23 protein-coding genes are annotated in these 24,085 nt (G+C 66.1%); 13 read left to right on the top strand and 10 right to left on the bottom strand.

Annotated elements, in window-relative coordinates; translation table 11 throughout:
- Window position 1 precedes the first annotated feature (1 nt).
- The 4 genes from AC2CQI_RS13940 to AC2CQI_RS13925 are packed head-to-tail and all read left to right on the top strand — an operon-like array spanning window position 2 to window position 4,676.
- Window positions 2-310 (top strand): chorismate mutase, encoded by a 309-nt coding sequence (locus AC2CQI_RS13940; RefSeq protein WP_075804525.1) that lies wholly within the window; start codon window positions 2-4, stop codon window positions 308-310.
- 3 nt (window positions 311-313) lie between these two features.
- Window positions 314-2,323 carry an aminodeoxychorismate synthase component I gene (pabB, locus tag AC2CQI_RS13935; protein WP_484580473.1) on the top strand — a complete coding sequence of 670 codons (2,010 nt, stop codon included), beginning with the start codon at window positions 314-316 and terminating at the stop codon, window positions 2,321-2,323.
- 3 nt (window positions 2,324-2,326) lie between these two features.
- On the top strand, window positions 2,327-3,316 hold the full coding sequence (locus AC2CQI_RS13930) for a prephenate dehydrogenase dimerization domain-containing protein (RefSeq protein ID WP_484580472.1): 990 nt from the start codon (window positions 2,327-2,329) through the stop codon (window positions 3,314-3,316).
- Window positions 3,213-4,676, top strand: coding sequence for an MFS transporter (locus AC2CQI_RS13925; RefSeq protein ID WP_484580471.1), 1,464 nt, complete (start codon window positions 3,213-3,215; stop codon window positions 4,674-4,676). Before AC2CQI_RS13930 ends, AC2CQI_RS13925 begins: the two co-directional genes overlap by 104 nt.
- Window positions 4,677-4,815: 139 nt before the next feature.
- Here the strand turns inward: AC2CQI_RS13925 and AC2CQI_RS13920 are convergent, their stop codons facing one another.
- The 8 genes from AC2CQI_RS13920 to AC2CQI_RS13885 form a co-directional block, all read right to left on the bottom strand.
- Entirely contained in the window at window positions 4,816-6,468 is a 1,653-nt protein-coding gene (locus tag AC2CQI_RS13920) for an ATP-dependent DNA ligase (RefSeq protein WP_484580470.1), read from the bottom strand.
- The gene (locus tag AC2CQI_RS13915; protein ID WP_075804520.1) at window positions 6,465-7,481 is read right to left on the bottom strand and encodes a ligase-associated DNA damage response exonuclease; all 1,017 of its coding nucleotides are present in this window, start codon (window positions 7,479-7,481) and stop codon (window positions 6,465-6,467) included. Before AC2CQI_RS13915 ends, AC2CQI_RS13920 begins: the two co-directional genes overlap by 4 nt.
- A 170-nt stretch (window positions 7,482-7,651) precedes the next feature.
- Entirely contained in the window at window positions 7,652-10,081 is a 2,430-nt protein-coding gene (locus tag AC2CQI_RS13910; protein WP_484580469.1) for a penicillin acylase family protein, read from the bottom strand.
- A 116-nt stretch (window positions 10,082-10,197) separates the two neighbouring features.
- Complete coding sequence (locus AC2CQI_RS13905) at window positions 10,198-10,839, bottom strand: glutathione binding-like protein (protein ID WP_075804518.1); 642 nt, start codon at window positions 10,837-10,839, stop codon at window positions 10,198-10,200.
- A gap of 118 nt (window positions 10,840-10,957) precedes the next feature.
- Window positions 10,958-11,161, bottom strand: a complete 204-nt coding sequence (locus AC2CQI_RS13900) for an SEC-C metal-binding domain-containing protein (protein WP_075804517.1) — start codon at window positions 11,159-11,161, stop codon at window positions 10,958-10,960.
- Window positions 11,162-11,167: 6 nt separating this feature from the next.
- Entirely contained in the window at window positions 11,168-11,641 is a 474-nt protein-coding gene (locus AC2CQI_RS13895; RefSeq protein ID WP_484580468.1) for an LEA/WHy family protein, read from the bottom strand.
- Between the two features lie 2 nt (window positions 11,642-11,643).
- Entirely contained in the window at window positions 11,644-12,120 is a 477-nt protein-coding gene (locus tag AC2CQI_RS13890; protein ID WP_075804516.1) for a YchJ family protein, read from the bottom strand.
- A gap of 4 nt (window positions 12,121-12,124) precedes the next feature.
- Entirely contained in the window at window positions 12,125-12,619 is a 495-nt protein-coding gene (locus AC2CQI_RS13885; RefSeq protein WP_484580467.1) for a DUF6231 family protein, read from the bottom strand.
- A gap of 140 nt (window positions 12,620-12,759) precedes the next feature.
- On the opposite strand from AC2CQI_RS13885, the gene AC2CQI_RS13880 reads away from it, so the two are divergent.
- The 4 genes from AC2CQI_RS13880 (at window position 12,760) to AC2CQI_RS13865 (ending at window position 15,366) form a co-directional block, all read left to right on the top strand.
- The gene (locus AC2CQI_RS13880) at window positions 12,760-13,458 is read left to right on the top strand and encodes a PA1041 family peptidoglycan-binding anchor lipoprotein (protein ID WP_075804514.1); all 699 of its coding nucleotides are present in this window, start codon (window positions 12,760-12,762) and stop codon (window positions 13,456-13,458) included.
- Between the two features lie 102 nt (window positions 13,459-13,560).
- Entirely contained in the window at window positions 13,561-14,280 is a 720-nt protein-coding gene (locus AC2CQI_RS13875; RefSeq protein ID WP_075804513.1) for a PA1041 family peptidoglycan-binding anchor lipoprotein, read from the top strand.
- 59 nt (window positions 14,281-14,339) lie between these two features.
- Window positions 14,340-14,615 carry a DUF1145 domain-containing protein gene (locus AC2CQI_RS13870; RefSeq protein ID WP_075804512.1) on the top strand — a complete coding sequence of 92 codons (276 nt, stop codon included), beginning with the start codon at window positions 14,340-14,342 and terminating at the stop codon, window positions 14,613-14,615.
- Window positions 14,608-15,366, top strand: coding sequence for a collagen-like triple helix repeat-containing protein (locus AC2CQI_RS13865; RefSeq protein WP_484580466.1), 759 nt, complete (start codon window positions 14,608-14,610; stop codon window positions 15,364-15,366). The genes AC2CQI_RS13870 and AC2CQI_RS13865 overlap by 8 nt, the downstream gene beginning before the upstream one ends.
- A 108-nt stretch (window positions 15,367-15,474) precedes the next feature.
- Here the strand turns inward: AC2CQI_RS13865 and AC2CQI_RS13860 are convergent, their stop codons facing one another.
- Window positions 15,475-15,939 carry a CopD family protein gene (locus tag AC2CQI_RS13860; RefSeq protein WP_484580465.1) on the bottom strand — a complete coding sequence of 155 codons (465 nt, stop codon included), beginning with the start codon at window positions 15,937-15,939 and terminating at the stop codon, window positions 15,475-15,477.
- 99 nt (window positions 15,940-16,038) lie between these two features.
- Here AC2CQI_RS13860 and dinG point away from each other — a divergent pair, with 99 nt between their 5' ends.
- From dinG to pdxH, 5 genes are all read left to right on the top strand, one after another.
- A complete protein-coding gene (dinG, locus tag AC2CQI_RS13855) occupies window positions 16,039-18,183 on the top strand; it encodes an ATP-dependent DNA helicase DinG (protein WP_484580464.1) in 2,145 nt (714 codons plus the stop codon).
- 181 nt (window positions 18,184-18,364) lie between these two features.
- The gene (locus AC2CQI_RS13850) at window positions 18,365-20,608 is read left to right on the top strand and encodes a beta-galactosidase (RefSeq protein ID WP_484580463.1); all 2,244 of its coding nucleotides are present in this window, start codon (window positions 18,365-18,367) and stop codon (window positions 20,606-20,608) included.
- A gap of 216 nt (window positions 20,609-20,824) precedes the next feature.
- The gene (locus tag AC2CQI_RS13845; RefSeq protein ID WP_484580462.1) at window positions 20,825-21,970 is read left to right on the top strand and encodes a serine hydrolase domain-containing protein; all 1,146 of its coding nucleotides are present in this window, start codon (window positions 20,825-20,827) and stop codon (window positions 21,968-21,970) included.
- An 87-nt stretch (window positions 21,971-22,057) separates the two neighbouring features.
- Complete coding sequence (locus AC2CQI_RS13840) at window positions 22,058-23,065, top strand: OmpA family protein (RefSeq protein ID WP_484580461.1); 1,008 nt, start codon at window positions 22,058-22,060, stop codon at window positions 23,063-23,065.
- A gap of 19 nt (window positions 23,066-23,084) precedes the next feature.
- On the top strand, window positions 23,085-23,732 hold the full coding sequence (gene pdxH / locus AC2CQI_RS13835) for a pyridoxamine 5'-phosphate oxidase (protein ID WP_075804505.1): 648 nt from the start codon (window positions 23,085-23,087) through the stop codon (window positions 23,730-23,732).
- Here pdxH and AC2CQI_RS13830 read toward each other — a convergent pair.
- The gene (locus AC2CQI_RS13830; protein ID WP_075804504.1) at window positions 23,729-23,962 is read right to left on the bottom strand and encodes a hypothetical protein; all 234 of its coding nucleotides are present in this window, start codon (window positions 23,960-23,962) and stop codon (window positions 23,729-23,731) included. The genes pdxH and AC2CQI_RS13830 overlap by 4 nt on opposite strands.
- Between the last annotated feature and the right edge of the window lie 123 nt (window positions 23,963-24,085).

The raw sequence follows: 24,085 nt of genomic DNA, 5'->3' as shown, positions 1-24,085 counted from the left end.
CATGCCCGTGAACGCCGAGTTGCAGCCGTACCGCGAACAACTGGACCAGATCAACGAACTGCTGGTCGACCTGCTCGCCGAACGCATGGCGATCTGCCGGGTCATCGCCAAGGTCAAGTCGGCCCGAGGCATCCCGATGATGCAGCCGTCGCGGGTGACCTCGACCCTCGACCAGGTCCGCGCCCTGTCCGGTTCGCGGCAGTTGCGCCCGGAGTACCTGGACGGCCTGTTCCAACTGATCATCGAGGAAACCTGCGACGAGGAACTGCGGGTCATGGCCCTGCTCGCCGGGTCGGCGGAGGAGGGCTGAGGCATGCGCGCGCTGATCGTCGACAACTTCGACTCCTTCACCAACAACATTGCCCAGTACCTCTACGAGGTATGCGGCGAGCAACCGGTGGTGCTGCCCAATACCCGCAGCTTCGAGCAGCTCGACCTGGGGCGTTTCGACGCCGTGGTACTGTCGCCGGGGCCGGGGCATCCGACCCGCGCGGCGGATTTCGGGGTCTGTCGCGAGGTGCTGGAAAAGGCGCGGATTCCCTTGCTCGGGGTGTGCCTCGGGCACCAGGGCATCAACTGCTTTTTCGGCGGCAAGGTCGAGCACGCGCCCCAGCCGGTGCATGGCTACCGCACGCGCATCCGCCACGGCGGACAGGACCTGTTCGCCGGGATCGCACAGGATTTCGAGGTGGTGCGCTACCACTCGCTGGTGTGCACCGAGGTGCCGGACTGCCTGGAAGTCACTGCCCGTTCCGACTGCGGCCTGGTCATGGGCCTGGCGCACCGCGAGCGGCCGATCTGGGGCGTGCAGTTCCATCCCGAGTCCATCGACTCCGAGCATGGCCGCCAGCTCCTGCGCAACTTCGTGCGCCTGGTCGGCGAGGGCCGCGCGCACCGCCGCGAGGCCGATATCGCCCGGGCCTTGCGCGAAGCCGGAGGCCCGCCGCGCCTGGATTTCGATTTTCAGCCGCTGGCCCGGGTGCCCGAGCCGCTGGACGCCTTCGACAGCCATTTCGCCGGGCAGGGCGCGGCCTTCTGGCTCGACAGCGAGCTGGCCGACCGCGGGCAGGCGCGTTATTCGCTGATGGGGGCGTGCGATCCGGCGTCGGCGCTGGTGTTCGGCTATGACGTGGAAAACCGCTGCCTGAGCATTCACGGCCCGGAGGGACAGAGCCAGCTCAACGGCGATTTCTTCGAGCTGATGGGGCTGGTCATGGCACAACTGCGCCAACCGCAGCGACCACAGGCGCCGTTTCCCTTTACCGGCGGCCTGGTAGGCTACCTGGGCTATGAGCTCAAGGCCCTGACCGGTACCGACAATGTCCATGTCTCGGAATTTCCCGACGCGCTGTTCTACCTGCCGCAGAACCTGTTGGTGTTCGACCACCTGCGCAACAAGGCCTGGCTTTGCCACCTGTGGGGCGAACGCCTGACCTTGCAGCCGCCGTGCAAGGCCAGCCGGGCGCGGATCCCGCAGTTCTTCCCCGGTCCGGTGTGCGAGTCGGCCCTGGGCCTGTCCGACAGCGCCGCGACCTACCGGGAAAAGGTCGATCGCTGCCTGCGCGAGATCGTCGATGGCGAGTCCTATGAAATCTGCCTGACCAACCGTGCGCGCATGGCCTGTGCCGACGAGCCGCTCAAGGTCTATCAGCGCATGCGGGCGATCAGCCCGGTGCCCTATGGCGCGTTCATCGATACGGGCAACTTTGCCATTCTCAGCGCCTCGCCCGAGACCTTCCTGCGCATCGACTGCGGCGGGCGGATTCTCTCCCGGCCGATCAAGGGCACCCGGCCGCGGGGCTGCAACACCGAGGTCGATCAGTCGCTGCGCCAGGAGCTGGCGGATTCGGCCAAGGACCGGGCGGAAAACCTGATGATCGTCGACCTGGTCCGGCATGACCTCAACGGCATCTGCGTGCCCGGCTCGGTGGCGGTGCCACGGGCCTTCGCCATCGAGAGCTACAGCTCGGTGCACCAACTGGTCTCCACCGTGGAGGGCCAGTTGCGCGCCGATGTCGCGCCCTTCGCGGCGATCCGCGCATGCTTCCCCGGCGGCTCCATGACCGGCGCGCCGAAGCGCCGCACCATGGAGATCATCGACCGTCTCGAATCCTCGGCCCGGGGTGTCTATTCTGGCGCCCTGGGCTGGGTCGGCGTGGATGGCTACACCGACCTGAGCATCGTCATCCGTACCGCCGTGCTCAAGGATGGCACCGCCAGCTTTGGCATCGGCGGCGCCATCGTCGCGGCGTCGGACCCGGCGGAGGAAATGCGCGAAACGCTGGTCAAGGCCAGCGTGCCCTTCCACAGCATCAGGAGGTGAGCCTTGGACAAGTATCTGGTTGTCGGCGGTGCCGGCATTGTCGGGCGCTTTATCGCCGGCCTGCTGGCCGATGCCGGTCATGCGCCGATCATCATCGACCGCGAGCCCGCCGGGCGCGCCTTCGACCAGCGGGTGATGGATGCCCTGGCGTTGCCGGAGCAGGCGCCGGAATTGCTGGAAGCCACCACCACCCTGGTCCTGGCCTTGCCCGAGGAGGTCGCCTTGCAGGTGCTGGAGCGTTATGCCCGGGCGATGCCTTCCCTGCGCCTGCTGGTCAACACCTGTTCGGTGCAGCAGCCGTTCCAGGAGCTGGCTGCGAAGCTCCTGCCGGGGATCCCGTCGCTGGGGATCAACCCGATGTTCTCGCCGACCCTGGATTGCCGCGGTCGCCCGGTGGTGCTGTGCGAGCGGACCCCGGGCGCCGCCGGTGCGCGTTTCGCCACCTTGCTCGCCGGGCATGGCATGCGCGTGCGGCACCTGGGGCCGGAAGCCCATGACCGCACCATGGCGGTGTGCCAGACCCTGCCCCATGCCGCGATCATGGCGTTCGCCTCTGCCTTGCAACGCAGCGAATGCGACCCCGGGCTGCTCGCCGAACTGGCGCCGCCGCCGATGCAGACCCTGCTGGCCCTGGCTGCGCGGATCCTGCACAACCCGCCGCAGACCTACTGGGATATCCAGCGGCACAACCGCCATGGCGCACGCCAGCGCGAATACCTCGCCGGCGGCCTCGATCAGTTGCACCAGTTTTGCCGCCAGGACTCGACGGAGGCCTTCGCCGCCGAGCTCGATGCGCTGCGCCACTGGTTCGGCCCCGGTGTGGCCGGACACAGCCGCACCTGCACGCGGCTTTTCAATCTGTTGAACACGTCTCAAGGAGAGATTCACGATGCACGAAGCGGCAAGCCCTCTGTTCTCGATGATCCGGGATCGCGCCAAGGGGGCGGCGTTGTTGGTGATCATGCTGCCGGTCCTGCTGGTGACCATCGATAACACCATCCTCAACTTCGCCCTGCCGCGCATTGCCGCGGCGCTGAACCCCACCGCCGCTGCGCAACTGTGGATGATCGATGCCTACTCGCTGGTGCTGGCCGGATTGCTGGTGACCATGGGCAGCAGCGGCGATCGCTTTGGCCATCGGCGGCTACTGTTCATCGGTTGCGGCGGTTTCGCGGTGATCTCGCTGTTGCTGGCGCTGTCCCAGCAGGCCTGGCACCTGATTGCCGGGCGGGCGCTGCTAGGGGTGTTCGGCGCGATGATCCTGCCGGCGACCCTGGCCCTGATCAGCAGCGCTTTCCAGGACCGTGACGAGCGGCGTATCGCCGTGGCGGTCTGGGCTACCTGCCTGACCCTGGGTTCGGCATTGGGGCCTTTGCTCGGCGGGGTGCTGTTGCAGTTCTTCGACTGGCCGTCGGTGTTCCTGGTGGCCTTGCCGTTCCTGTTGCCGGTATTGCTGCTGGCGCCTTCGATCACGGAAACCGAGCGCCACGGTGAAGGCCGCACCGACTTCGCCAGCATCCTCCTCAGCCTGGCGGCGATGACCGGGGTGATGCTCGGCCTCAAGCATGCCGCTACCACCGGCCTCGATGCCCAGGCGGTGCTATGTCTGCTGGCGGGGGGCGCCTGGGGGATGCTGTTCGTGCGCCGGCAACTGCAACTGGACCAGCCGCTGCTGGACCTGCGCCTGTTTCGGCGGCCGGCGTTCAGCGTGTCGATCCTGGTCAACCTGGTCAGCCTGGGCTTGCTGATCGGCTTCATCTTCTTTGCCACCCAGTTGCTGCAACTGGTGTTCGGCCTGTCGCCGCTGGCGGCCTGCCTGGTCCTGGTGCCGGGGCAGGCGCTGGCGATCATCGCCGGGATGGCCGTGGTGCCGGTAGCGCAGCGGGTCACACCGAACCGGCTGATCGCCTTCTGCCTGCTGGGGGCGGCGGCGGCCTTTGCGCTGATGGCGCTGGTGGAGGCCACGGTGCTGAGCCTGGGCATCGCCTTCCTGCTGCTGAATGTCAGCGTGGCGGCGATCACCAGCGTGTCCAATGACCTGGTGCTGGGCAGCGTGCCGGCGGACCGGGTCGGCAGTGCCTCGTCGGTGAGCGAAACGGCGTACGAGGTGGGGGTGGTGCTGGGGACGACCCTGATTGGCGGGGCGGTGGCGGCGGTGTATCGGTTGTCGCTGGTGGTGCCTGAGGGTGTTTCCACGACAACGCTGGCTGCGGCCTATTCAGTGGAGGGGCTGGGGCTGGCGCCGGCGGCGGGGCTGGCGTTCCGGGAAGGGGTGACGGTGACCAGCGGGGTGGTGGCGGTGGTGGTCGTGGCGTTTGCGCTGGTGGTGATGCGGGGGTTGCGGGTCAGGTAGGGACTGTTGTCGATGCTGATGGCCCTATCGCTGGCAAGCCAGCTCCCACAAGGTCCTGCACCGCTCTGGAGGGCAGCGGTGAACCTGTGGGAGCTGGCTTGCCAGCGATGAGGCCATCAGTAGCACCACAACTTTTGGATCAGCTGAGCAGCCCCTGCAACGTCGCCAGATCATCCGCTTCCTCCACGGGCTTGTCCTGTCGCCAGCGCAGCATGCGGGGAAAACGCACGGCAATCCCGCTCTTGTGCCGCTTGGACAGGGCAATCCCCTCGAACGCCAGCTCGAACACCATGCTCGGCGTCACGCTGCGCACCGGCCCGAACGTCTCCAGGGTGGTCTTGCGGATCACCCCGTCGACACTGCGCATCTCGGCATCGCTCAACCCGGAATAGGCCTTGGCGAAGGGCACCAGGCTGCGCTCCGCCGACCCGGCCGGGGCATCCCAGACCGCGAAGGTGTAGTCGCTGTACAGGCTGGCCCGCCGCCCATGCCCGCGCTGGGCATAGATCAGCACTGCATCCACGGTGAAGGGATCGATCTTCCACTTCCACCACACCCCCATGTCCTTGGTCCGCCCCACGCCATACAGCGCATCCCGGGCCTTGAGCATCAGGCCTTCGACACCCAGGCTGCGCGACGCCTCCCGTTGCCGGGCAAGGTCCGCCCAGTCGTCAGCCTCCAGCACGGGCGACAGTTGCAACACCGCAGCCGGGTAGTCGCTTACCACCTGTTCCAGTTGCTGGCGCCGCTCCCGTTGCGGCCGGCTGCGCCAGTCCTCGCCCTGCCATTCGAGCAGGTCATAGGCCAGCAAGACCACCGGAGCATCGGCCAGTAGCTTCTTGCCTAGGGTCTTGCGCCCGATGCGCTGTTGCAACACGGCGAAGGGTTGCACGGCGATGCCCTCGGTATCGGGCTTCCACACCACGATCTCGCCATCCAGTACCGTGCCGTCCGGCAGGCCGGCGGCCAAGGCATGTAGCTCGGGAAAACGCTCGGTGACCAATTCCTCACCCCGCGACCAGATCCACAACTGTCCATCACGCTTGACCAGTTGTGCGCGAATCCCGTCCCACTTCCATTCCGCCTGCCAGTCGCTGACCGGGCCCAGCAGGGCGTCGAACTGTTCCGGCGGCTGTTGCAGGGCATGGGCGAGAAAGAACGGGTAGGGCTGGCCGCCACGCTGGGCATGTTCCTCGGCGCTGGGCGGGGCGATCAGCGCCAGGTAGCCGCCGGGCGTGGGGCGGTGACGCAGATCGGTGTAGCCGACCAGACGCTGCGCCACCTGCTTGGCATCCAGGTCAGCCAGTTGCGCCAGGGCCCGGGTCACCAGGAGCTTCGACACGCCGACACGGAAGCTGCCGGTGATCAGCTTCATGCACACCAGCAGGCTGTTGCGGTCCAGTTGCGCCCACAGCGGCGGCAACTGCTCGGCCAGGACTTCAGGGGCAAGGCCGCGCAGGGGCAGCAGTTGCTCTTCGACCCAGTACGCCAGACCGGCATCGCTGCTGTGCTCGCTTTCCGGCAAGAGCAGGGAAAAGGTCTCGGCCAGATCGCCCACGGCCTGGTAACTCTCCTCGAACAGCCACTCCGGCAAGCCTGACAGGCGCACCGCCAGTTCCCGCAGCAGGCGGGTGGGCACCAGTTGCCGGGGGCGCCCGCCGGAGAGGAAATACACCGCCCAGGCAGCGTCCTCGGCGGGAGCCTGGCTGAAGTAGTCCTGCAGCGCCTGCAGCTTGGCGTTGCTGGACGTGGTGGCGTCGAGACGCAGGTAGAGCTCGGCGAAGGCTTTCATGCGTTGCCCTCGCTGCTGGGGGTGTCATCTTCCTCGCCGTATTCGGTAACGAAGCCGCGCGCGTCCAGACCCAGCTCCTTGAGATAGCGCACCAGCACCTGGACCGAGCCGTGGGTGACCATCACCCGCTCGGCGCCGGTCTGCTCGATGGCCCAGAGCAGGCCGGGCCAGTCGGCGTGGTCGGAGAGCACGAAGCCCCGGTCCACACCCCGACGCCGCCGCGTACCGCGCAAGCGCATCCAGCCGCTGGCGAAGGCATCGCTGTAGTCGCCGAAGCGGCGCATCCAGCTGCTGCCGCCAGCGGAGGGCGGGGCGATGATCAGGGCCTGGCGCAGGAGTGGGTCGTTGCGCGGGATATCGCCGGCGTAGCGGGTTTCCGGAATACGCACGCCGGCTTCGCGGTAGACCCGGTTCAGCGGTTCCACCGAGCCATGGGCGAGGATCGGGCCGAGGCTGGCATCGATACCGTGGAGGATGCGCTGGGCTTTGCCGAAGGCGTAGGAGAACAGCACGCTGGCCTTGCCATTGGCCTGGTTGTCGCGCCACCAGGCGTTGATCTGCTGGAAGATCTCGGCCTGGGGTTGCCAGCGATAGATCGGCAGGCCAAAGGTGGATTCGGTGATGAAGGTGTGGCAGCGCACCGGCTCGAACGGAGCGCAGGTGCCGTCGGGTTCGACCTTGTAGTCACCGGAGGCGACCCAGACTTCGCCCTGGTATTCGAGGCGGACCTGGGCCGAGCCGAGGACATGGCCGGCGGGGTGGAAGCTGAGGGTGACGCCGTGGTGCTGCAGTGGCTGGCCGTAGGGCAGGGTCTGCAGGTTGATGTCCGCGCCGAGGCGGCTGCGCAGGATGCCGGCACCGGGTTCGGCGCAGAGGTAATGCTGGTTGCCGGGGCGGGAATGGTCACCGTGGCCGTGGGTGATGACGGCACGGTCCACCGGGCGCCAGGGGTCGATGTAGAAGTCGCCGGGTGGGCAGTAGAGGCCTTCGGGGCGGGCGATGACAAGGTCCATGGGCGAGGGCCGGGGTGGAGGGCTTGTATCGGTAGAGCGGTGGCCGGCTTGGGAAGTTCTTTGTTTTTGAGGGCCTCATCGCTGGCAAGCCAGCTCCCACAGGTTCAGCGGCGCCGCGGACACTGTGGGAGCTGGCTTGCCAGCGATAGGGCTCTCAAGAGCACATCAGATCATTTGCCAGGCACGAGGGTCAGCCGCTTGCTGCCATACACCCGCTCATAATTCTGCCCCTGCAACGGTACGCTCTGGTATTGCCCGCGGAACCAGCCGTCCAGCCCGTTGAACTGCGGGCTCGCCGGGTTCCCCGATTGCCCGCTGCTGGTCAGCAACTGCAACGGCTCGACCTGGCCGAAGTCCACCACCATGCGCACCGACGACGGCAGCGAGGCCTTGAAGTCCTGGCCCCAGGCGTAGCCCGACGGGTTCAGGGTGCTGTGGTCGCCGCCCGTGGCCTGGGCCCGGCGCTCGATGCTGTCGCCAATGCCGAACAGGTTCGCCACCGGCCACTGGTACTGATGCAACCGCCCCCACTGCCAACTGCGGCGGTCCGCGCCCATCTGCCGTTCACCCTCGGTGATGGCGGCTGCAAGGCTGCGGGCGAGGATCGCCGGCTTGTCTTCCTTCGCCGGCGTATTGCGGTCATCCCAGAACGGGCTGTCATCACGCCCCAGCAGGTGATCGGCCTGGGCCGAATACGAGAACCGCGCATTGGCAACGAACGCCTGCCAGGCTGCATCTGATTCCGGACCCAGCTCGTCGAGGAAGGTGGCCTTGGTGCTTTCCTGCAGGAACAGCTCGTAGATCGCCGCGTCGGTGGAGGTCTGGCTGAGACGCCCGTCGAACGCCATCAGCCGGGTGTAGGCCTCGCGGGCCTTGGCCTTCTGCTCCGCTGGCAGCGCCTCGATGGCCTGCTTCAGCGGCTGGGCCATGCCCGGCGCTTCGAACATGGCCTTGAGCCTGGTGGCGAACAGGGTGGTCTGGTCGTTCTGCATGGCGATCAGGCTGCGCCCGTCATGCTTGCCGTTGCCAGCCAGTTGCGCCAGGCGTTCGGCGCGCTCGGGGTAGGACCAACTGCTGGACAGCTGCATGCCATAGCCCTTGGGCGCGCTGCGCTGGTTGGCGGTACCGAGCCAGCCCTGCATCGGGTCCTGGTCGTAGGGGTGCAGCATCGGGTCGGCGTAAGCGTCCCAGTCGTAGCGGCTTTCCCAGCCCGGCGACGGCACCAGGCCCAGGCCTTCACGGCGGTTCGGGTAACGCCCGGTGACCTGCCAGCCAATGTTGCTGGCATCGGCGAAGACCATGTTCAGCGCCGCCGCGCCGATTTCCCGGCTGGCTTCGGAAGCCCGCTCGACATTGCGCGCACGGGTCAGGTCGAACAGCGCGTCGAGGCTTTTGTCGCCCTTGAGATCCGGCAGCTTCAGGGCCAGGCCGAGACCGCCCTGGGCGCCGGTGAGCAAGGCACCGTGGCCGGTTTCGTAGACGACTTCGCGCAGCGGGCTGCGGCCCTTGATGATGTAGGTTTCGTTGCGTGCCCGCGCCGGCTGCCAGCGACCGTCCACTTCATAGCTGAGCTGGCTGCCCTGGCGACGCAGCTTTTCCAGGTACAGGTCCTGGTTGTCACCCATCACCGCGCTGCTGCTCCAGGCCAGCGCACCGTTGAAGCCGGACAGTACGAACGGCAGGCCCGGCAGGGTGAAGCCGGCCGCCTGGTACTTGCTGGTGCGGATCTGCACCGGGCTCAGCACCCAGGCGCCCTGGCTGTCGGCCGCCAGCAGGCTCTTGCCGCTGCGGCTGCGCTGCGGGGCGATGGCCCAGTTGGCCGAGTTGCCGCCGCCAAGCACATTGAAGGCCGCCAGTTGCGCGCTGACCGCCGTCACCGAGGCCAGGCCCGGCAACTGGCTGGCGAGGTTGAGGCCCTTGAGCTTGTCGGCCTCGGCTGCGGCCAGTGGCTCGTCCGGGTAGACCGGCAGCAGCCAGGCGAGTTTGTCGGCACCGGCTTTCTGCGCCAGGGTCAGGGCCGCCAGTTCTTCCTGCAGGTTCACCGACTGGCTGAAGCTGTACAGGGCAAAGACCAGCGCCGAATCCTCGGCCTTCCAGTATTCCGGGCGATAGCCGGCGATCGGCGCCGGCAGTTTCTCGCGGTAGCGGAACAGGTAGGCGTTGACGCCCCGGGCATACACCTCGAAGAAGCGCTTCACCCGCGGCGAGGCATCGGCGTAGAGCTGGTTGGCGCTCTGGCGCAGGTTGGCCGCACGCATGAAGCGGTCAGCGTCCAGGGCATCGGCGCCGGCCATTTCCGCCAGGCGTCCCTGGGCCAGCAGGCGCATGGCTAGCATCTGCCCGATGCGGTCCGAGGCGTGCACGTAGCCGAGGGTGAACAGGGCGTCATGGAAGGAGCTGCTTTCGATCAGCGGCAGGCCCTGGGCGCTGCGCCGCACCGACACGTTGTTCGCCAGGCCCTTGAGCGGCTGCACGCCGACGGTGGGCGGCACGCTGTCGCGGACATTGCCCATCTGGCAACCGCCGAGGCTCAGCAGGCCGAGCGCGGCCGCAGCGACGCCGAAGCGCAGACGTGAAAGGGGAAAGGCTGGCGAGGCCATGGCGAAGCTCCTGCAGGGGATGGCAACTGGAAAGGCGCTACGTTAGTGAGCGCGCCAGCGCCGTGCAAGGAGGGGCGCGGGCTTTATTTTCAAAGCCGCGCGCCGGCCGCGGGGGCTTATTTCTGTGGCGGGTTGATCTTCTCGACCAGGGCGTAGGCGCGCTGGGTCGCCGGACGCGCCTGAATACGCTCGAACCAGGCCTTCAGGTGCGGGAAATCGTCAAGATTCTGCTCCTGCCACTTGTGCGAAACGATCCACGGATAGATCGCCATATCGGCAATGCTGTAGGCCTCCCCGGCGACGAACGGTCGGTCGCCCAGGCGCTTGTTCAGCACGCCATAGAGGCGCGCGGTCTCGTCGACGTAGCGCTTGATCGCGTAGGGGATCTTTTCCGGGGCGAAGCGGTTGAAATGGTGGTTCTGCCCGGCCATCGGGCCAAGGCCGCCCATCTGCCAGAACAGCCATTGCAGGACTTCCTGGCGGCCGCGCAGGTCTTGCGGGATGAACTGGCCGGTCTTTTCGGCGAGGTACAGCAGGATGGCCCCGGATTCGAACAGCGACAGCGGCTGGCCGTCCGCCGTGTCGTTGTCGACGATGGCCGGAATGCGGTTGTTGGGGGCGATCTTCAGGAAGTCGGCGGCGAACTGTTCGCCCTTGCCGATATTGATGGGGTGGATCCGGTAGGGAAGGCCGGTCTCCTCAAGGAACAGGCTGATCTTGTGGCCGTTGGGGGTGGTCCAGTAATACAGATCGATCATGAGGCGCTCCGTCAGGAAACGGCGGCATTGAGCATGTCGCCGTCGGTCTGCCGCGCTCTAGCGCAGCGGTCGGCGTCATGGATACCACAAGCCAGACCGCTGTTACAGATTCAGAAACTCAGGCGCCGTGGCACTTCTTGAATTTCTTGTCGCTGCCGCACGGGCAAGGGTCGTTGCGGCCGACGTCCTTCAGGGCGTTGCGCACCGGCTCCTGGTGGCCGTGGTTGCAGTGCGGGCCGTGCACGTGGCCATGGTCGTGGTGATGGTCATGGTCGTGATCATGGTTGCAGTCAGGACCGTGAACGTGGGGTTGCTGGCTCATTGCGGGTTACTCCGGAAAAAAATCGCCGGGGATTATCTCACCACTGCGGCGCAAGTGCAGGTCGCGGGCGAAGAATAATCCGGTGCGCAAGGTGCCCTCGAGGCGATAGTGCAGGGGCGTGTGCTGGCGCAGCATCTTCGCCACCGGCTTGGCGTGCTTCCACAGGTTGGTGCGCACCTCGACCTGGACCACCCGGCTGCCGTTGGCATCGACCCGCAGCCACTGGCCGTCGTCGCCCTCGGCCAGCAGCAGGTCGTTGAGGCGCACTACATAGCTCAGGCCGCGAACCTGCAAGGTGCTGTCGTTGGGGTTGTCGATGCGCAGGTGGAGGATGAAGTGCTGTTGCAGCAGGCGCGCGCGCACGGTTTCCACCTGCACCAGGTGTACCTCGGGCTCGCGGAAATCGCTATCGAACCCGCTGGCGCAGCCACCCAGGTTCAGCAACAGGCCGAACAGGAGCAGGCGCGCCAGCGTCGCCACGGTCAGCTACCGACGTAGCTGGAGCAGCATTTCTTGAATTTCTGCCCGCTGGCGCAGGGGCAGGCGTCATTGCGCCCGGCCTTGAGGCCCACGGTCGGGTCGATGAAGTACCAGCGCCCCTGGTTCTGCACGAAGGCCGAACGCTCGCGGTGGCTGTGTTCGCCGTCGAGATCATGCCAGCGTGCGGTGAAGGTGACGAAGGCGTGTTCGGGCTGGCCGCCGAAGACTTCCGCCGCTTCCACCTCCAGGCCCAGCCAGGTGCTTTGCGCGCTCCACGCGGCGATGGCGGCGCGATCGAGTCCGGCCTGCTGCACCGGCAGGGTGGTGGTCACCAGGTAGTCGACCAGGCCCAGCACATAGGCGCTGTAGCGCGAGCGCATCAGGGCCTGGGCGTCGGGGGCCGGATGGCCGGCGTGATAATGCCCGCAGCAGGCGTCCAGCAGGTTGCCGCTGCCGCAGGGACAAACCGAAACGCTCATCGTGTCACCACCAGTACTTGCCGAAGTTTTGCGGGTTGGCCCAGAACTTGGCGTTCAGCCAGTCCGGGACCTGCTTGTAGTCGCGCACGTCGTAGGTGAACAGGTCGAGCACCTGCTCGTCACGCTGGAAGCGCTCGGTGGCCTGTAGCGCCAGGGAATAGAAATCCCGATCCCCCCAGTCGCTGGCCTTCTTGTCCGCCAGCACGGCGATGCGACTGGCGTTGAGATTGCGGATGCCACCCAGCAGTTGCAGGCCGTCACGTTTTTCCAGGTGTTCCAGGCAGTCCACCAACAGGGCCAGGTCGTAGCGCTTGGCGGCCAGGTCAGCGGGCAGCGGGCCGGGTGGGGCGACGTCGATGCTGGCCTGGGGATGTGCTGCGGCAAAGGCGTCCAGCGCAGGGAAACGCGCGCCGACCAGCAGCAGGCTGTGCGGTGCGTAATGTTCCAGCAGCGCCGCCAGGGCCTGTTGCGGTGTGCGCGAAGAAAAGCTCTCGGTCATCGAAGATCCTCGTTTGATCCGCCAAGCCTAGCGGGCAAAGGCCTTCGCGTCATGGCTTATTGCTGGCGGAGATGGTTTCGGCGGTCTTTACTCCGAGAGCAGCGGTACCCCAATGCATTTTCCCTATGGAGAAGCAATAGATGAGCATAGTTCGCACAGCTTTACCTCTGGTTCTGCTAACCAGCGTATTGACTGGTTGTGCAGGTCTGCAAAAGACCGACTGGCCGAAATGCGCGGCTGTCGGTGGTGTTGGCGGTGCCGCCCTGGGCGCTATCGAGAGCAGCAGTTGGGCCGGCTGGGGCGCCCTGGTGGGTGGCTCGATGGCGGCGGCCTACTGCTGGGCGCATGGCGACGGCGATGAAGACGGCGATGGCGTGCCGGACAGCCGCGACAAGTGCCCGGGCACGCCGCGCGGCACCCCGGTCGATGCCACGGGCTGCCCGCTGGCACCGCCTGCGCCACCTGTGGTCGAGGAAGTGGTGGTGGTGAAAGAGGAAACCATCGTGATCCGCGATGTCCACTTCGCCTTCGACTCCGACAAGCTGACCGCCGCCGACAAGTCGCGCCTCAATACCATCGCCGAGCGCCTGCGCGCGGAAAAAGAAGGCGTGCGCCTGACCGTGACCGGGCATACCGACAGCGTCGGCTCCGATGCCTACAACCAGAAACTCTCGGACAAGCGTGCGCGCTCGGTAGTCGCCTATCTGGTGGAAAGCGGCGTGCCGCAGGGGTACTTCATCAGCGTCAGCGGTGCGGGTGAAAGCCAGCCGGTCGCCGACAACAAGACAGCGGACGGCCGCGCCATGAACCGTCGTACCGAAATCAAGATCCAGCGTTGATGCCTCGCGGCCCGTGGCTTGAGCCTTCGCTTGAGAAGTGCCACGGGCCGGTCTTTACTCCTGTGTGCTGGTAATAGCCGGTAACACAGGAGGCATTTCCCCATGACCGCACTTACCAAGGCCGCGCTCCCGCTGTTGCTGGCAGCCGGCCTGCTCTCAGGATGTGCAACCCACAGCGACGGCAGTTCGCCGCTCAACCAACGCACCTGGCCGATCTGCAGCCTGCTCGGCGGGCTGGTCGGTGGCGGCCTTGGCGCCATCGAAAGCTCGGCCTGGGCCGGTGGTGGCGCGGCGGCCGGTGCCATCGCTGGCGGGTTGATCTGCTTTGCCCAGGATGGCGACCAGGACGGTGATGGGGTCTTCGACCGCCGCGACCGCTGCCCGGACACGCCGGCCAACACGCCGGTGGGCAACAACGGTTGCCCGCTGCCGCAGTATCCGCCTTCGCAGAAAGCCGCCGAGCCGGAGCCGGTCGCCGAGGTCATCACCCTCAGCGACCAAGGCAATGTGCTGTTCGCCTTCGACTCCGCCGAGCTGACCCCGGCGGCCCAGCAGCAGTTGCAAGGGTTGGTGGACAAGCTGAGCAGTCCGCAGGTGTTGACGATCCGCGTCGTCGGGCACACCGACAGCAAGGGTACCGATGCCTATAACCAGGGGCTGTCCGAGCGGCGTGCTGGCAGCGTGGCCACGTATCTGATCAACAAGGGTATTTCGCCGCAGAAGCTCAGCAGCATGGGCCGTGGCGAAAGCGAACCGGTGGCCGACAACGAAACCGACGAAGGGCGGGCGCAGAATCGCCGGGTCGAGTTGCATCTGAACTGATCCGGCAACCCTGGCGGCCTGCCCGCGGCCGGGCCGCCCCGGCTTGAGGAGACTGACGGATGAAAAAACTGCTGGGCCTGTTCAAGGTCCTGACCGTGCTGTTCTGGTGGGTGGTACTGGCCAATCTGCTGATGCCGGCGGAGAAACCTTTCCATCAACTGATCAACCTGGCGGGCGTGGCCTTGCTGGGCTTGCACCTGCTGGAAGTGCTGTTCTATAACGGTCGCCTGCGCGAGCGCAGCCACCGCTGGTTCGACCGGTTGCAGATCCTGCTGGTGGGCATCTTCCATATCCTTTCCATTCCTGCCCCACCCAAGGATGTACCGCATGCGTAAGCTGTTGCTGTTGACCGTGATGTTCAGCCCGTTGGCCCTGGCCGATTCCCTGAGCGTGGAGCCGCATACGGTGTTGCGTCTGGCAGGCAAGGCCAGCAGCGTCCACCTGGAGCGTGTCGAGGTGGCTGATTCGGCGACATTGATTCTTCCGCCCAGCCTGGTGGAACTGAAGATCAATCAACTGCAACTGGGGCGGGATGCGCGGATTTCCGTGGTACCGGCCGAGGATGGTCTGCGTATCGACGTGGCCCGGGCCGATTTGGCCGAAGGCAGCCTGATTACCGCGACCGGCATGGCCGGCACCTACGAGCGGGCCGCCAAACCGGGGCGCAACCTGGACCTGCGTTTGCAGCAGTTGCAGGCACCGCAGCTGTCCATCGACGCCCGGGGTGGCACCGGGGCGCCGGGCTATGCCGGCCTCGACGGCGGCAATGGCCAGGCCGGAGGCTGCACCTGGGGTTCGGCCAGCCGTGGGGCGAACGGTGACAACGGTGGCGATGGCCACAACGGTTCGGCCGGTGGCCGGGTGCGCCTGGCGCTGCCTGCGGATTATCCGGCGGAGCAGATCAAGGTCCGGCTTGAAGGTGGTGCGCCAGGCAAGGCGGGTGCACCGGGCAAGGCCGGGCAGGGCGGGGCGAGCAAGGGCTGCCTGGTGTATCGCACCGAAGCCGGGGCCGATGGCCGGCCGGGGCTGGAAGGGCAGCCGGGGATGGCGGGGGCGGCTGGCGAGTTGAGTGTTCAGCGCCTCTGAATCTTCTTTGTTCTTCAGGGCCTCATCGCTGGCAAGCCAGCTCCCACAGGTCTAGCGGTGCACGCGGACCCTGTGGGAGCTGGCTTGCCAGCGATGAGGCCCTCAAAGTCAGAACGAAAGCCGGGTCGCTGCCACCAGAACCACAGCAATCCCCAACAGCAGATTGATCCCCACCATCTTGCGGATCCGCCCCAATACGCCGGCCCCCGCCGCCCAGTCCCCCGCTTCCACAGCCTTGCGCATCTCCGGCAGCAACAGGCTCTGGATGCGCATGAACAGCGCGAACATGGCGATCCCGCCACCGATCATCACCTGCACATGCCGCGGCGCGGTGTCGAGGGTGCCGAAGTGCATATGCAACATCCCGACACCACTTACCACCAGGAACAGGATCGCGATCCACACCCAGTGGAAGAACCGGGAAAACACTTCCAGCCACAATTGCAGGCGGGCCGGGCCTTCGAGCACCGTGGCAGCCGCCGGGCGCAGGACCATCCAGGCGAAGAACATGCCGCCGACCCAGACCAGGGCGGCCAGGACATGCAGGCTATAAGGCAGGGCGAAGGCGGTCATCGGGCACTCCATTCAGCGCAAAGGGAAATTGGCGGGTATGATAGCCGCCTCATTCGAAACACTGAAAATATATCCAGCCTTTTGCTGGCGCCCGAGACCATGATCAGCAACGAACTCAAGTCCCAGATTCAGGGCGCCTACTCGCGTTTTCTCGAAGCCAAAAGCCTCAAGCCGCGCTATGGCCAGCGCCTGATGATCGCCGAAGTGGCCAAGGTCCTTGGCGATATCGAATGCGATGAAGAAGGCCGGCGCAGCGGCGACCCGGCCGTGGTCGCGGTGGAAGCCGGTACCGGTACTGGCAAGACCGTGGCCTACAGCCTCGCCTCGATTCCCGCGGCCAAGGCCGCCGGCAAGCGCCTGGTGATCGCCACTGCCACCGTCGCCCTGCAGGAGCAGATCGTCTTCAAGGACCTGCCCGACCTGATGCGCAACAGCGGCCTGAACTTCAGCTTCGCCCTGGCCAAGGGGCGCGGGCGCTACCTGTGCCTGTCCAAGCTCGACCTGCTGCTCCAGGAAGGCCACGCGCAGAGCGCCACGGCCCAGCTGTTCGAGGAGGAGGGCTTCAAGATCGAGGTCGATGAAGCCAGCCAGAAGCTGTTCAACAGCATGATCGAGAAGCTCGCCGGCAACCGCTGGGATGGCGACCGCGACAGTTGGCCCACCGCCCTGGAAGACCAGGACTGGGCACGGGTGACCACCGACCACAGCCAGTGCACCGGTCGCCACTGCCCGAACTTCGGCCAGTGCACCTTCTACAAGGCCCGTGAAGGCATGGGCAAGGTCGACGTGATCGTCACCAACCACGACATGGTCCTGGCCGACCTGGCCCTGGGCGGCGGTGCGGTGCTGCCGGATCCGCGCGACACCATGTATGTGTTCGACGAAGGCCATCACCTGCCGGACAAGGCCATCGGCCACTTCGCTCACTACAGCCGCCTGCGTTCCACCGCCGACTGGCTGGAGCAGACCGCGAAGAACCTGACCAAGCTGCTGGCGCAGAACCCGTTGCCGGGTGACCTGGGCAAGTACATCGAGCAGGTCCCGGAGCTGGCCCGGGAGATCAAGAACCACCAGCAATTCATGTTCGCCGCCTGTGAGCAGGTTGCCGACTTCCGCCCCGGCGAAGACGCCGAGGGCCGCGAACGCCCGCGCTATCGCTTTATCGGCGGCGTGGTCCCGGAGCATATCCGCGAGATCGGCATCGAGCTGAAGAAGGGCTTCGCCCGGCTCAACGACCTGTTCACCCGCCTGGCCGACCTGCTCAAGGAAGGCATGGACGGCGAGGTCAATATCGGCATTCCGAGCCACCAGGCCGAGGAGTGGTACCCGCTGTTCGGCACCCTGGTGACCCGCGCCGGCAGCAACTGGGAGCTGTGGACCGCGTTCACTGCCGAAGATCCGGAAGACAGCCCGCCCATGGCGCGCTGGCTGACCCTGGCGGAAAGTGGTGCGCTGTTCGACATCGAGGTCAATGCCAGCCCGATCCTTGCGGCCGAGATGCTGCGACGCAACCTGTGGAACGTGGCCCATGGCGCGCTGGTGACCTCCGCGACCCTGACCGCGCTGGGCACCTTCGACCGCTTCCGCATGCGCTCCGGCCTGCCCAAGGCGGCAGTTACCGCAGTGGTGCCGAGTCCGTTCCACCATACCGACGCTGGCGTGCTGCGGGTTCCCGACCTGCGTGCCGACCCGCGGGATGCGGCCGCCCATACCGCCGCGATCATTCGCGACCTGCCGGAACTGGTGGAAGGTTCGCGGGGTTCGCTGGTGCTGTTCTCCTCGCGCAAGCAGATGCAGGACGTGTTCGACGGCCTGGATCGTGACTGGCGCCGGCAGGTGTTCATCCAGGGCAACCTGTCCAAGCAGGAGACCTTGAACAAGCACAAGGCGCGGGTCGATGACGGCGAGTCCAGCGTGCTGTTCGGCCTGGCCAGTTTCGCCGAGGGCGTGGACTTGCCCGGGGCGTACTGCGAGCACGTGGTGATCGCCAAGATCCCCTTCGCCGTGCCGGATGATCCGGTGGAGGCGGCGCTGGCCGAGTGGATCGAGGCGCGGGGTGGCAATCCGTTCATGGAAATCTCCGTGCCGGATGCGTCCTTGAAGCTGATCCAGGCCTGCGGGCGTCTGCTGCGTACCGAGCAGGATCGCGGGACCATCACCCTGCTCGATCGTCGGGTGGTCACCCAGCGCTACGGGAAGGCTATCCTCAATGCGCTGCCGCCGTTCCGTCGGGAAATTTCGTAGTTCTTGAGGGCCTCATCGCTGGCAAGCCAGCTCCCACAGGGATCGCGTGCACCGCAAAACCTGTGGGAGCTGGCTTGCCAGCGATGAGGCCATCAGCCTTCATACAAATCTTTTGCACTTGCCGCTGTCTATCACCGGAACCAAGGCCCCTGAAAAGGCCCTCAAGGAGAACTCCAGCCCCATGTTGCGCCGTACCCTGCCCACCGCCCTCCTGCTGTTGCTCAGCCAGCCCCTGCTGGCCGCGCAACAGACGCTGTTCAACTTCGTGCGCCCGACCTCGGTGGTCACCGTGGCGACCGAGGATGCCAGCCTGCCGCAATACAACGCGGAGCAGACGGCCGAAGGCGAGGTGCTGCGGCGGGTGGTGTTCAACCCGGTACAGCGTCCCAACCTGCGCATGAGTCCGCAGACCGGCGTCTGGGACTGGTCCGCGCAGAAGACCCTGACCCTGCGCCTGCAAAGCGGCATGGACTGGGCCCTGACCCTCAACGTGACGATCCAGAGCGCCGACGGCAAGACCCTCACCAGCCGCATCGATCTGCCCGCCGGCCCGGCGCAGACCGTGGTCATCCCGTTGACCGCCAGCTCGCCACTGAGCCAGGGCATGCGCGCCGGCCCGCCGATGCCCTGGACCTTCGAAGGCCAGCGCCTGGTGGTCGCGAGCAGCAGCGGCGAGCTGGACCTGAGCCAGGTCACTGCCATCAGCCTGTCGATGAACCAGCCCAATGTCGCCCAGAGCGTGCTGATCGAGCGGATCAACGTGCAGGACGAAGAACGCCTGCAACAGGCGGCGTACAGCCAGCTGATCGACGGCTACGGCCAGTACAGCCGTGGCCGCTGGCCGGAGAAGGTCGGCAGCGATGAGCAACTCAAGGCCTCGGCCGGCAAAGAACAGCAACAGCTCAAGACCTGGCTCGCCGAGCGCCAGAAGCAGCCGCTGGACCGCTTTGGCGGCTGGACCGGCGGGCAGACCTTCGATGCCAAAGGCTTCTTCCGTACAGTGAAGCGCGATGGCCGCTGGTATCTGGTGACCCCGGAAGGCCATCCGTTCTATTCCCTTGGCGTCAACGCGGTCAATGACGAACCGGGACGTACCTACGTCGCCGGCCGCGAAGCCATGTTCAGCGACCTGCCGAAAGCCGACTCGCCACTGGCGGCCTTCTACGGTGAAGGCAACAACAACGACGGCAATGCCTCGTCGAAAGGCCGCAACTTCAACCAGGGCCGCTGGTTCGACTTCTACGCTGCCAACCTCGAGCGGGCCTACGGCAAGCCCTGCCCGGCACCGACCGAGGAAGCCAGGCCCTGCCCGCCGGCCGTTCTCGACAGCGCCCGCTGGCAGACCCACACCCTCGACCGCCTGCAAGCCTGGGGTTTCAACACCCTCGGCAACTGGAGCGAACCGAGCCTGGAGCAGGCCGAACGCGTGCCTTATACCTTGCCGCTGGCGATCGTCGGCGACTACGCCAGTATCAGCACCGGCATGGATTGGTGGGGCTCGATGCCCGACCCGTTCGACCCGCGTTTCGCCATGGCCACCGAGCGTGCCGTGGCCATCGCCGCCCGGGATCACCATGACGATCCGTTCCTGATCGGCTACTTCGCCGACAACGAACTGGCCTGGGCCGCACCTGGCGACGATCCGAAAGCCCGCTACGGCCTGGCCTACGGCACCCTGCGCCTGACCACCGACGTCCCGGCGAAGCGCGCCTTCCTCAAGCAACTGCGCGACAAATACCGTAACCAGGAAGGCCTGTCCAAGGCCTGGGGCATCCAGCTGACCGCCTGGGAGCTGATGGAAGACCCGGGCTTCGAGCCGCCGTTGCCGAGCCCTGAGCACCCGGAGATCGAGGAAGACTTCAAGCACTTCCAGCGCTCGTTTGCCGATGCCTACTTCAAGACCATCTCCGACGCGCTGAAATGGCATGCGCCGAACCACCTGCTGCTCGGTGGCCGGTTTGCCGTGACCACCCCGGAAGCGGTGGCGGCCTGTGCCCAGTACTGCGATGTGCTGAGCTTCAACTTCTACACGCCCAAGCCGCAGGATGGCTACGATTTCGCCCGTTTGCGCGAGCTGGACAAGCCGGTGCTGGTGTCCGAGTTCCACTTTGGCTCCCGCGACCGTGGGCCGTTCTGGCCGGGGCCGATGGAAGTGGCGCGGGAGGAGGACCGTGGTCCGGCCTACGCGGCGTTCCTCAAGGCGGCGCTGGACGAACCGTCGATCGTCGGCGTGCACTGGTTCCAGTTCTTCGACCAGCCGGCCAGCGGGCGTTTGCTGGATGGGGAGAATGGCCACTTCGGGTTGGTGGGTATTACCGATGTGCCGTACCAGGGCTTTATCGAGCAGGCGCGCAAGGCCAATCTGCAGGTCGAGAAGCTGATCGTGGGTGTGGCGCACAAGCCTGAGGCCGAGCCCGCCAAGTAGCACACAACCCCTGTGGGAGCTGGCTTGCCAGCGATGAGGCCGGCAATGACAAAGATGTTGTCAGGCCTGGCCCTATCGCTGGCAAGCCAGCTCCCACAGGGTTCAGCGTTGCCTACATGAATAGTGGTCATTGTCCGACCCACGTCTGTTCCAAAATCCTTCGCGGGCTGAAACAATGCACGCCACTTTTCAGACAGGCCGCAGGGGAGTCACCGGGTGCAGATCCAGGGTCATTTCGAACTCAAGTTCGAGGCAGTACGCGAGGCCTTTGCGGCACTTTTCGATGATTCCCAGGAACGCGGCGCCGCCCTGTGCATCCAGGTCGGCGGCGAGACGGTGGTCGACCTCTGGGCCGGCACGGCGGACAAGGACGGCCAGGAGATCTGGCACAGCGATACCATCGCCAACCTGTTCTCCTGCACCAAGACCTTCGCCGCCGTCACCGCCCTGCAACTGGTCGGCGAGGGCAAGCTGCAACTGGATGCCCCGGTAGCCCGCTACTGGCCCGAGTTCGCCCAGGCCGGCAAGGAGTCGGTGACCCTGCGCCAGCTCCTCAGCCACCGCGCCGGCCTGCCGGCGATCCGCGAACTGCTCCCCGCCGAAGCCCTGTACGACTGGCAAACCATGGTCGATACCCTGGCCGCCGACGCACCCTGGTGGGAGCCGGGCACGGCCCACGGCTACGCGGCGATCACCTACGGCTGGCTGGTCGGCGAACTGATCCGTCGCGCCGATGGCCGTGGCCCGGGCGAGTCCATCGTTGCCCGCACCGCCAAGCCACTGGGCCTGGATTTCCATATCGGCCTGGATGATGCCGAATTCCATCGCGTCGCCCACATCGCCCGCGGCAAGGGCAACCTCGGTGACGCTGCGGCGCAGCGCCTGCTCAAGGTCACCATGACCGAGCCTCAGGCTCTGTCGACCCGCGCCTTCACCAACCCACCAGCGATTCTCACCAGCACCAACAAGCCCGAGTGGCGGCGCATGCAGCAGCCGGCGGCCAATGGCCACGGCAATGCCCGCAGCCTGGCCGGTTTCTACGCCGGCCTGCTGGACGGCAGCCTGCTGGAATCGGAACTGCTCGACGAACTGACCCGTGAGCACAGCCTTGGCGACGATAGAACCCTGCTGACCCAGACCCGCTTCGGCCTGGGCTGCATGCTCGACCAGCCCACGGTGGCCAACGCCACCTTCGGCCTCGGCGCCCGTGCCTTCGGGCATCCGGGGGCCGGCGGCTCGGTGGGCTTTGCCGACCCGGAACATGATGTGGCCTTCGGCTTCGTCACCAACACCCTTGGCCCTTACATCCTGATGGACCCCCGTGCCCAGAAACTGGTGCGGGTGCTCGCCGACTGCCTTTGATCGGGTGCCTCTGTACGCGGAGGCTCCGTTGGCTATTCTGTGACCAGCTGTTTTCTATTTTTCCTTCATTTTCATGGTGTATCGCTGATGTCTTCACACAAAACTTTAGCTCTCGCCCTGTGCCTGGCCATCACCGGTTGCGCCCAGAACCCCCAGAAAGACACCGCGGACAGTGGCCACGGCTGGTGGCCATTCGGTTCGGACAAGGTGGCTGACCAGGAAGTGAAGGAAGCGGTACAGGAGAAGGTCGCCAAGTCCGAGGCCAAGGCCGAAGCCAAGTCCGAGGGCGGCAGTTGGTGGTGGCCGTTCGGCGGCAGCGACGACAAGGCTGCCGACAAGGTCGCCGCTGTGCCGAAGGTCGACGTCAAGGCCACCCAGGCCTGGCTGGACAGCTATGAGCCGCGGGTGCGTGACGCCATCAAGGACAGCAAGCTGGAGCTGGAGCGCCGTGAAGACGTGCTGGTGGTGACCCTGCCGGTGGACAGCGGCTACAACCCGGACCGTCCTGCCATGCTCCTGCCGATCAGTCTTGGCCCGATCACCAAGGTCGCCAAGCTGATCGAAACCGATCCGAAAACCGCCGTGCTGATCCTCGGCCACGCCGACAGCAGCGGTGCCGCCGCCATCAACCAGAAGCTCAGCCTGGAACGCGCTGCCTCGGTCTCGGCGATCTTCCGCCTCAGCGGCCTGCAGCGTGACCGCCTGACCCTGCGCGGCATGGGCTCCGTCGCTCCGCGTGCGGCCAACGACAGCCTCCAGGGCCGGTCGCTGAACCGTCGTGTGGAAATGATCCTGACCCCGCAAGCGACCCTGGTCGCCCTGGTTGCCAAGTACCAGCAGCCGACCCCGAGCCCGGCCGAACTGGTCGCGGTGCAGGACGTCAAGCCAGCCGCCGCAGCCGCCAAGCCAGCAGCAAAACCGGCGGCCAAGGCTGCCGCGAAAGCCCCGGCCAAGGCCACCACGGCGAAGAAAGCCGCCCCGGCGAAAGCCGCCGCAGCCACCAAAAAAGCGGCTCCAGCCAAACCGGCTGCGAAAAAAGCCGAGCCTGCCGCCAAGAAGGTGGCAGCCAACAACAGCCCTGCGAAGACCAACTGATCCTCAAGGAACGCTGTAGATGACCCAGACACTGGCAGATATGCGCCGTGACTACACCCGTGACGGCCTGGCCGAGGCGCAAGCCCCGGCCGAGCCGTTCGCCCTGTTTCACCAGTGGTTCGCCGATGCGGTGAAAACCGAGCAGGCGCCGGTGGAAGCCAACGCCATGACCCTGGCCACCGTCGATGCCGACGGCCGGCCGCATTGCCGCGTCCTGCTGCTCAAGGGCCTGGACGAGCAGGGTTTCACCTTCTTCACCAACTACGAGAGCGCCAAGGGTCAGCATTTACTGGCCAATCCGTTCGCTGCGATGACCTTCTTCTGGCCGGCGCTGGAGCGTCAGGTGCGGATCGAAGGGCGGGTGGTGAAGGTCTCGGCGCAGGAGTCCGACGCGTATTTCCAGGTCCGCCCGCTGGGCAGCCGCCTGGGCGCCTGGGCCTCGCCGCAGAGCCGGGTGATCGCTGATCGTGGCGAACTGGAAGGTCTGCTCAAGGCCACCGAACAACGCTTCAGCGACACCCAGCCGCACTGCCCGGAGCATTGGGGCGGTTACCGCCTGCTGCCGGAGCGCATCGAGTTCTGGCAGGGCCGCGCCAGCCGCCTGCATGACCGCCTGAACTACCGCCTGGAACAGGGCGACTGGACGCGCGAGCGCCTGGCCCCTTAATTCGCGTAAGTGGCGGCCTCGCGTTCCAGCCAGGCCGCCAGTTCCTTCCTTTTGACCTTTTGCGTGCGTGCGGCGTCCAACCTTTGCAGCATGAACGCGCGCTTGCCTTCGTCCTTGCCGGCGAAGGACAGCGCGAGGTCACGGTCCGTCCAGCGTCTGATCCGAACGTACAGCCAGCCGTGGAAATACAGGCCGGCCAGGGTGGTGATGGCGATGATGAAGTAATCCATGTCTATTCTTTCCTGCAAGTCGTCTGACGGTTCAGCGTGAGTGCCGCCTGTACTGAAGCTGAATGGAAGCAATTTTATCTGTTGCATGTCGTGACAGTCGTCAATCCGCGCAGGTCTAATGGG

The organism is Pseudomonas sp. P2S-1, from assembly GCF_057197725.1.
Note: the sequence above shows the minus strand (reverse complement) of the source record. Positions and strands in the feature narration are given on the sequence as shown.

Excerpts from the sequence above, each read along its gene's own strand:
- AC2CQI_RS13890 (WP_075804516.1), bottom strand. The coding sequence starts at position 12,120 with ATGAGCGTTTCGGTTTGTCCCTGCGGCAGCGGCAACCTGCTGGACGCC.
- AC2CQI_RS13870 (WP_075804512.1), top strand. The coding sequence starts at position 14,340 with ATGAAAAAACTGCTGGGCCTGTTCAAGGTCCTGACCGTGCTGTTCTGG.
- AC2CQI_RS13925 (WP_484580471.1), top strand. The coding sequence starts at position 3,213 with ATGCACGAAGCGGCAAGCCCTCTGTTCTCGATGATCCGGGATCGCGCC.
- AC2CQI_RS13920 (WP_484580470.1), bottom strand. The coding sequence starts at position 6,468 with ATGAAAGCCTTCGCCGAGCTCTACCTGCGTCTCGACGCCACCACGTCC.
- AC2CQI_RS13865 (WP_484580466.1), top strand. The coding sequence starts at position 14,608 with ATGCGTAAGCTGTTGCTGTTGACCGTGATGTTCAGCCCGTTGGCCCTG.
- AC2CQI_RS13875 (WP_075804513.1), top strand. The coding sequence starts at position 13,561 with ATGACCGCACTTACCAAGGCCGCGCTCCCGCTGTTGCTGGCAGCCGGC.
- AC2CQI_RS13860 (WP_484580465.1), bottom strand. The coding sequence starts at position 15,939 with ATGACCGCCTTCGCCCTGCCTTATAGCCTGCATGTCCTGGCCGCCCTG.
- AC2CQI_RS13885 (WP_484580467.1), bottom strand. The coding sequence starts at position 12,619 with ATGACCGAGAGCTTTTCTTCGCGCACACCGCAACAGGCCCTGGCGGCG.
- dinG (WP_484580464.1), top strand. The coding sequence starts at position 16,039 with ATGATCAGCAACGAACTCAAGTCCCAGATTCAGGGCGCCTACTCGCGT.
- AC2CQI_RS13850 (WP_484580463.1), top strand. The coding sequence starts at position 18,365 with ATGTTGCGCCGTACCCTGCCCACCGCCCTCCTGCTGTTGCTCAGCCAG.
- AC2CQI_RS13900 (WP_075804517.1), bottom strand. The coding sequence starts at position 11,161 with ATGAGCCAGCAACCCCACGTTCACGGTCCTGACTGCAACCATGATCAC.
- AC2CQI_RS13940 (WP_075804525.1), top strand. The coding sequence starts at position 2 with ATGCCCGTGAACGCCGAGTTGCAGCCGTACCGCGAACAACTGGACCAG.
- pdxH (WP_075804505.1), top strand. The coding sequence starts at position 23,085 with ATGACCCAGACACTGGCAGATATGCGCCGTGACTACACCCGTGACGGC.
- pabB (WP_484580473.1), top strand. The coding sequence starts at position 314 with ATGCGCGCGCTGATCGTCGACAACTTCGACTCCTTCACCAACAACATT.
- AC2CQI_RS13830 (WP_075804504.1), bottom strand. The coding sequence starts at position 23,962 with ATGGATTACTTCATCATCGCCATCACCACCCTGGCCGGCCTGTATTTC.
- AC2CQI_RS13840 (WP_484580461.1), top strand. The coding sequence starts at position 22,058 with ATGTCTTCACACAAAACTTTAGCTCTCGCCCTGTGCCTGGCCATCACC.
- AC2CQI_RS13910 (WP_484580469.1), bottom strand. The coding sequence starts at position 10,081 with ATGGCCTCGCCAGCCTTTCCCCTTTCACGTCTGCGCTTCGGCGTCGCT.
- AC2CQI_RS13905 (WP_075804518.1), bottom strand. The coding sequence starts at position 10,839 with ATGATCGATCTGTATTACTGGACCACCCCCAACGGCCACAAGATCAGC.
- AC2CQI_RS13915 (WP_075804520.1), bottom strand. The coding sequence starts at position 7,481 with ATGGACCTTGTCATCGCCCGCCCCGAAGGCCTCTACTGCCCACCCGGC.
- AC2CQI_RS13880 (WP_075804514.1), top strand. The coding sequence starts at position 12,760 with ATGAGCATAGTTCGCACAGCTTTACCTCTGGTTCTGCTAACCAGCGTA.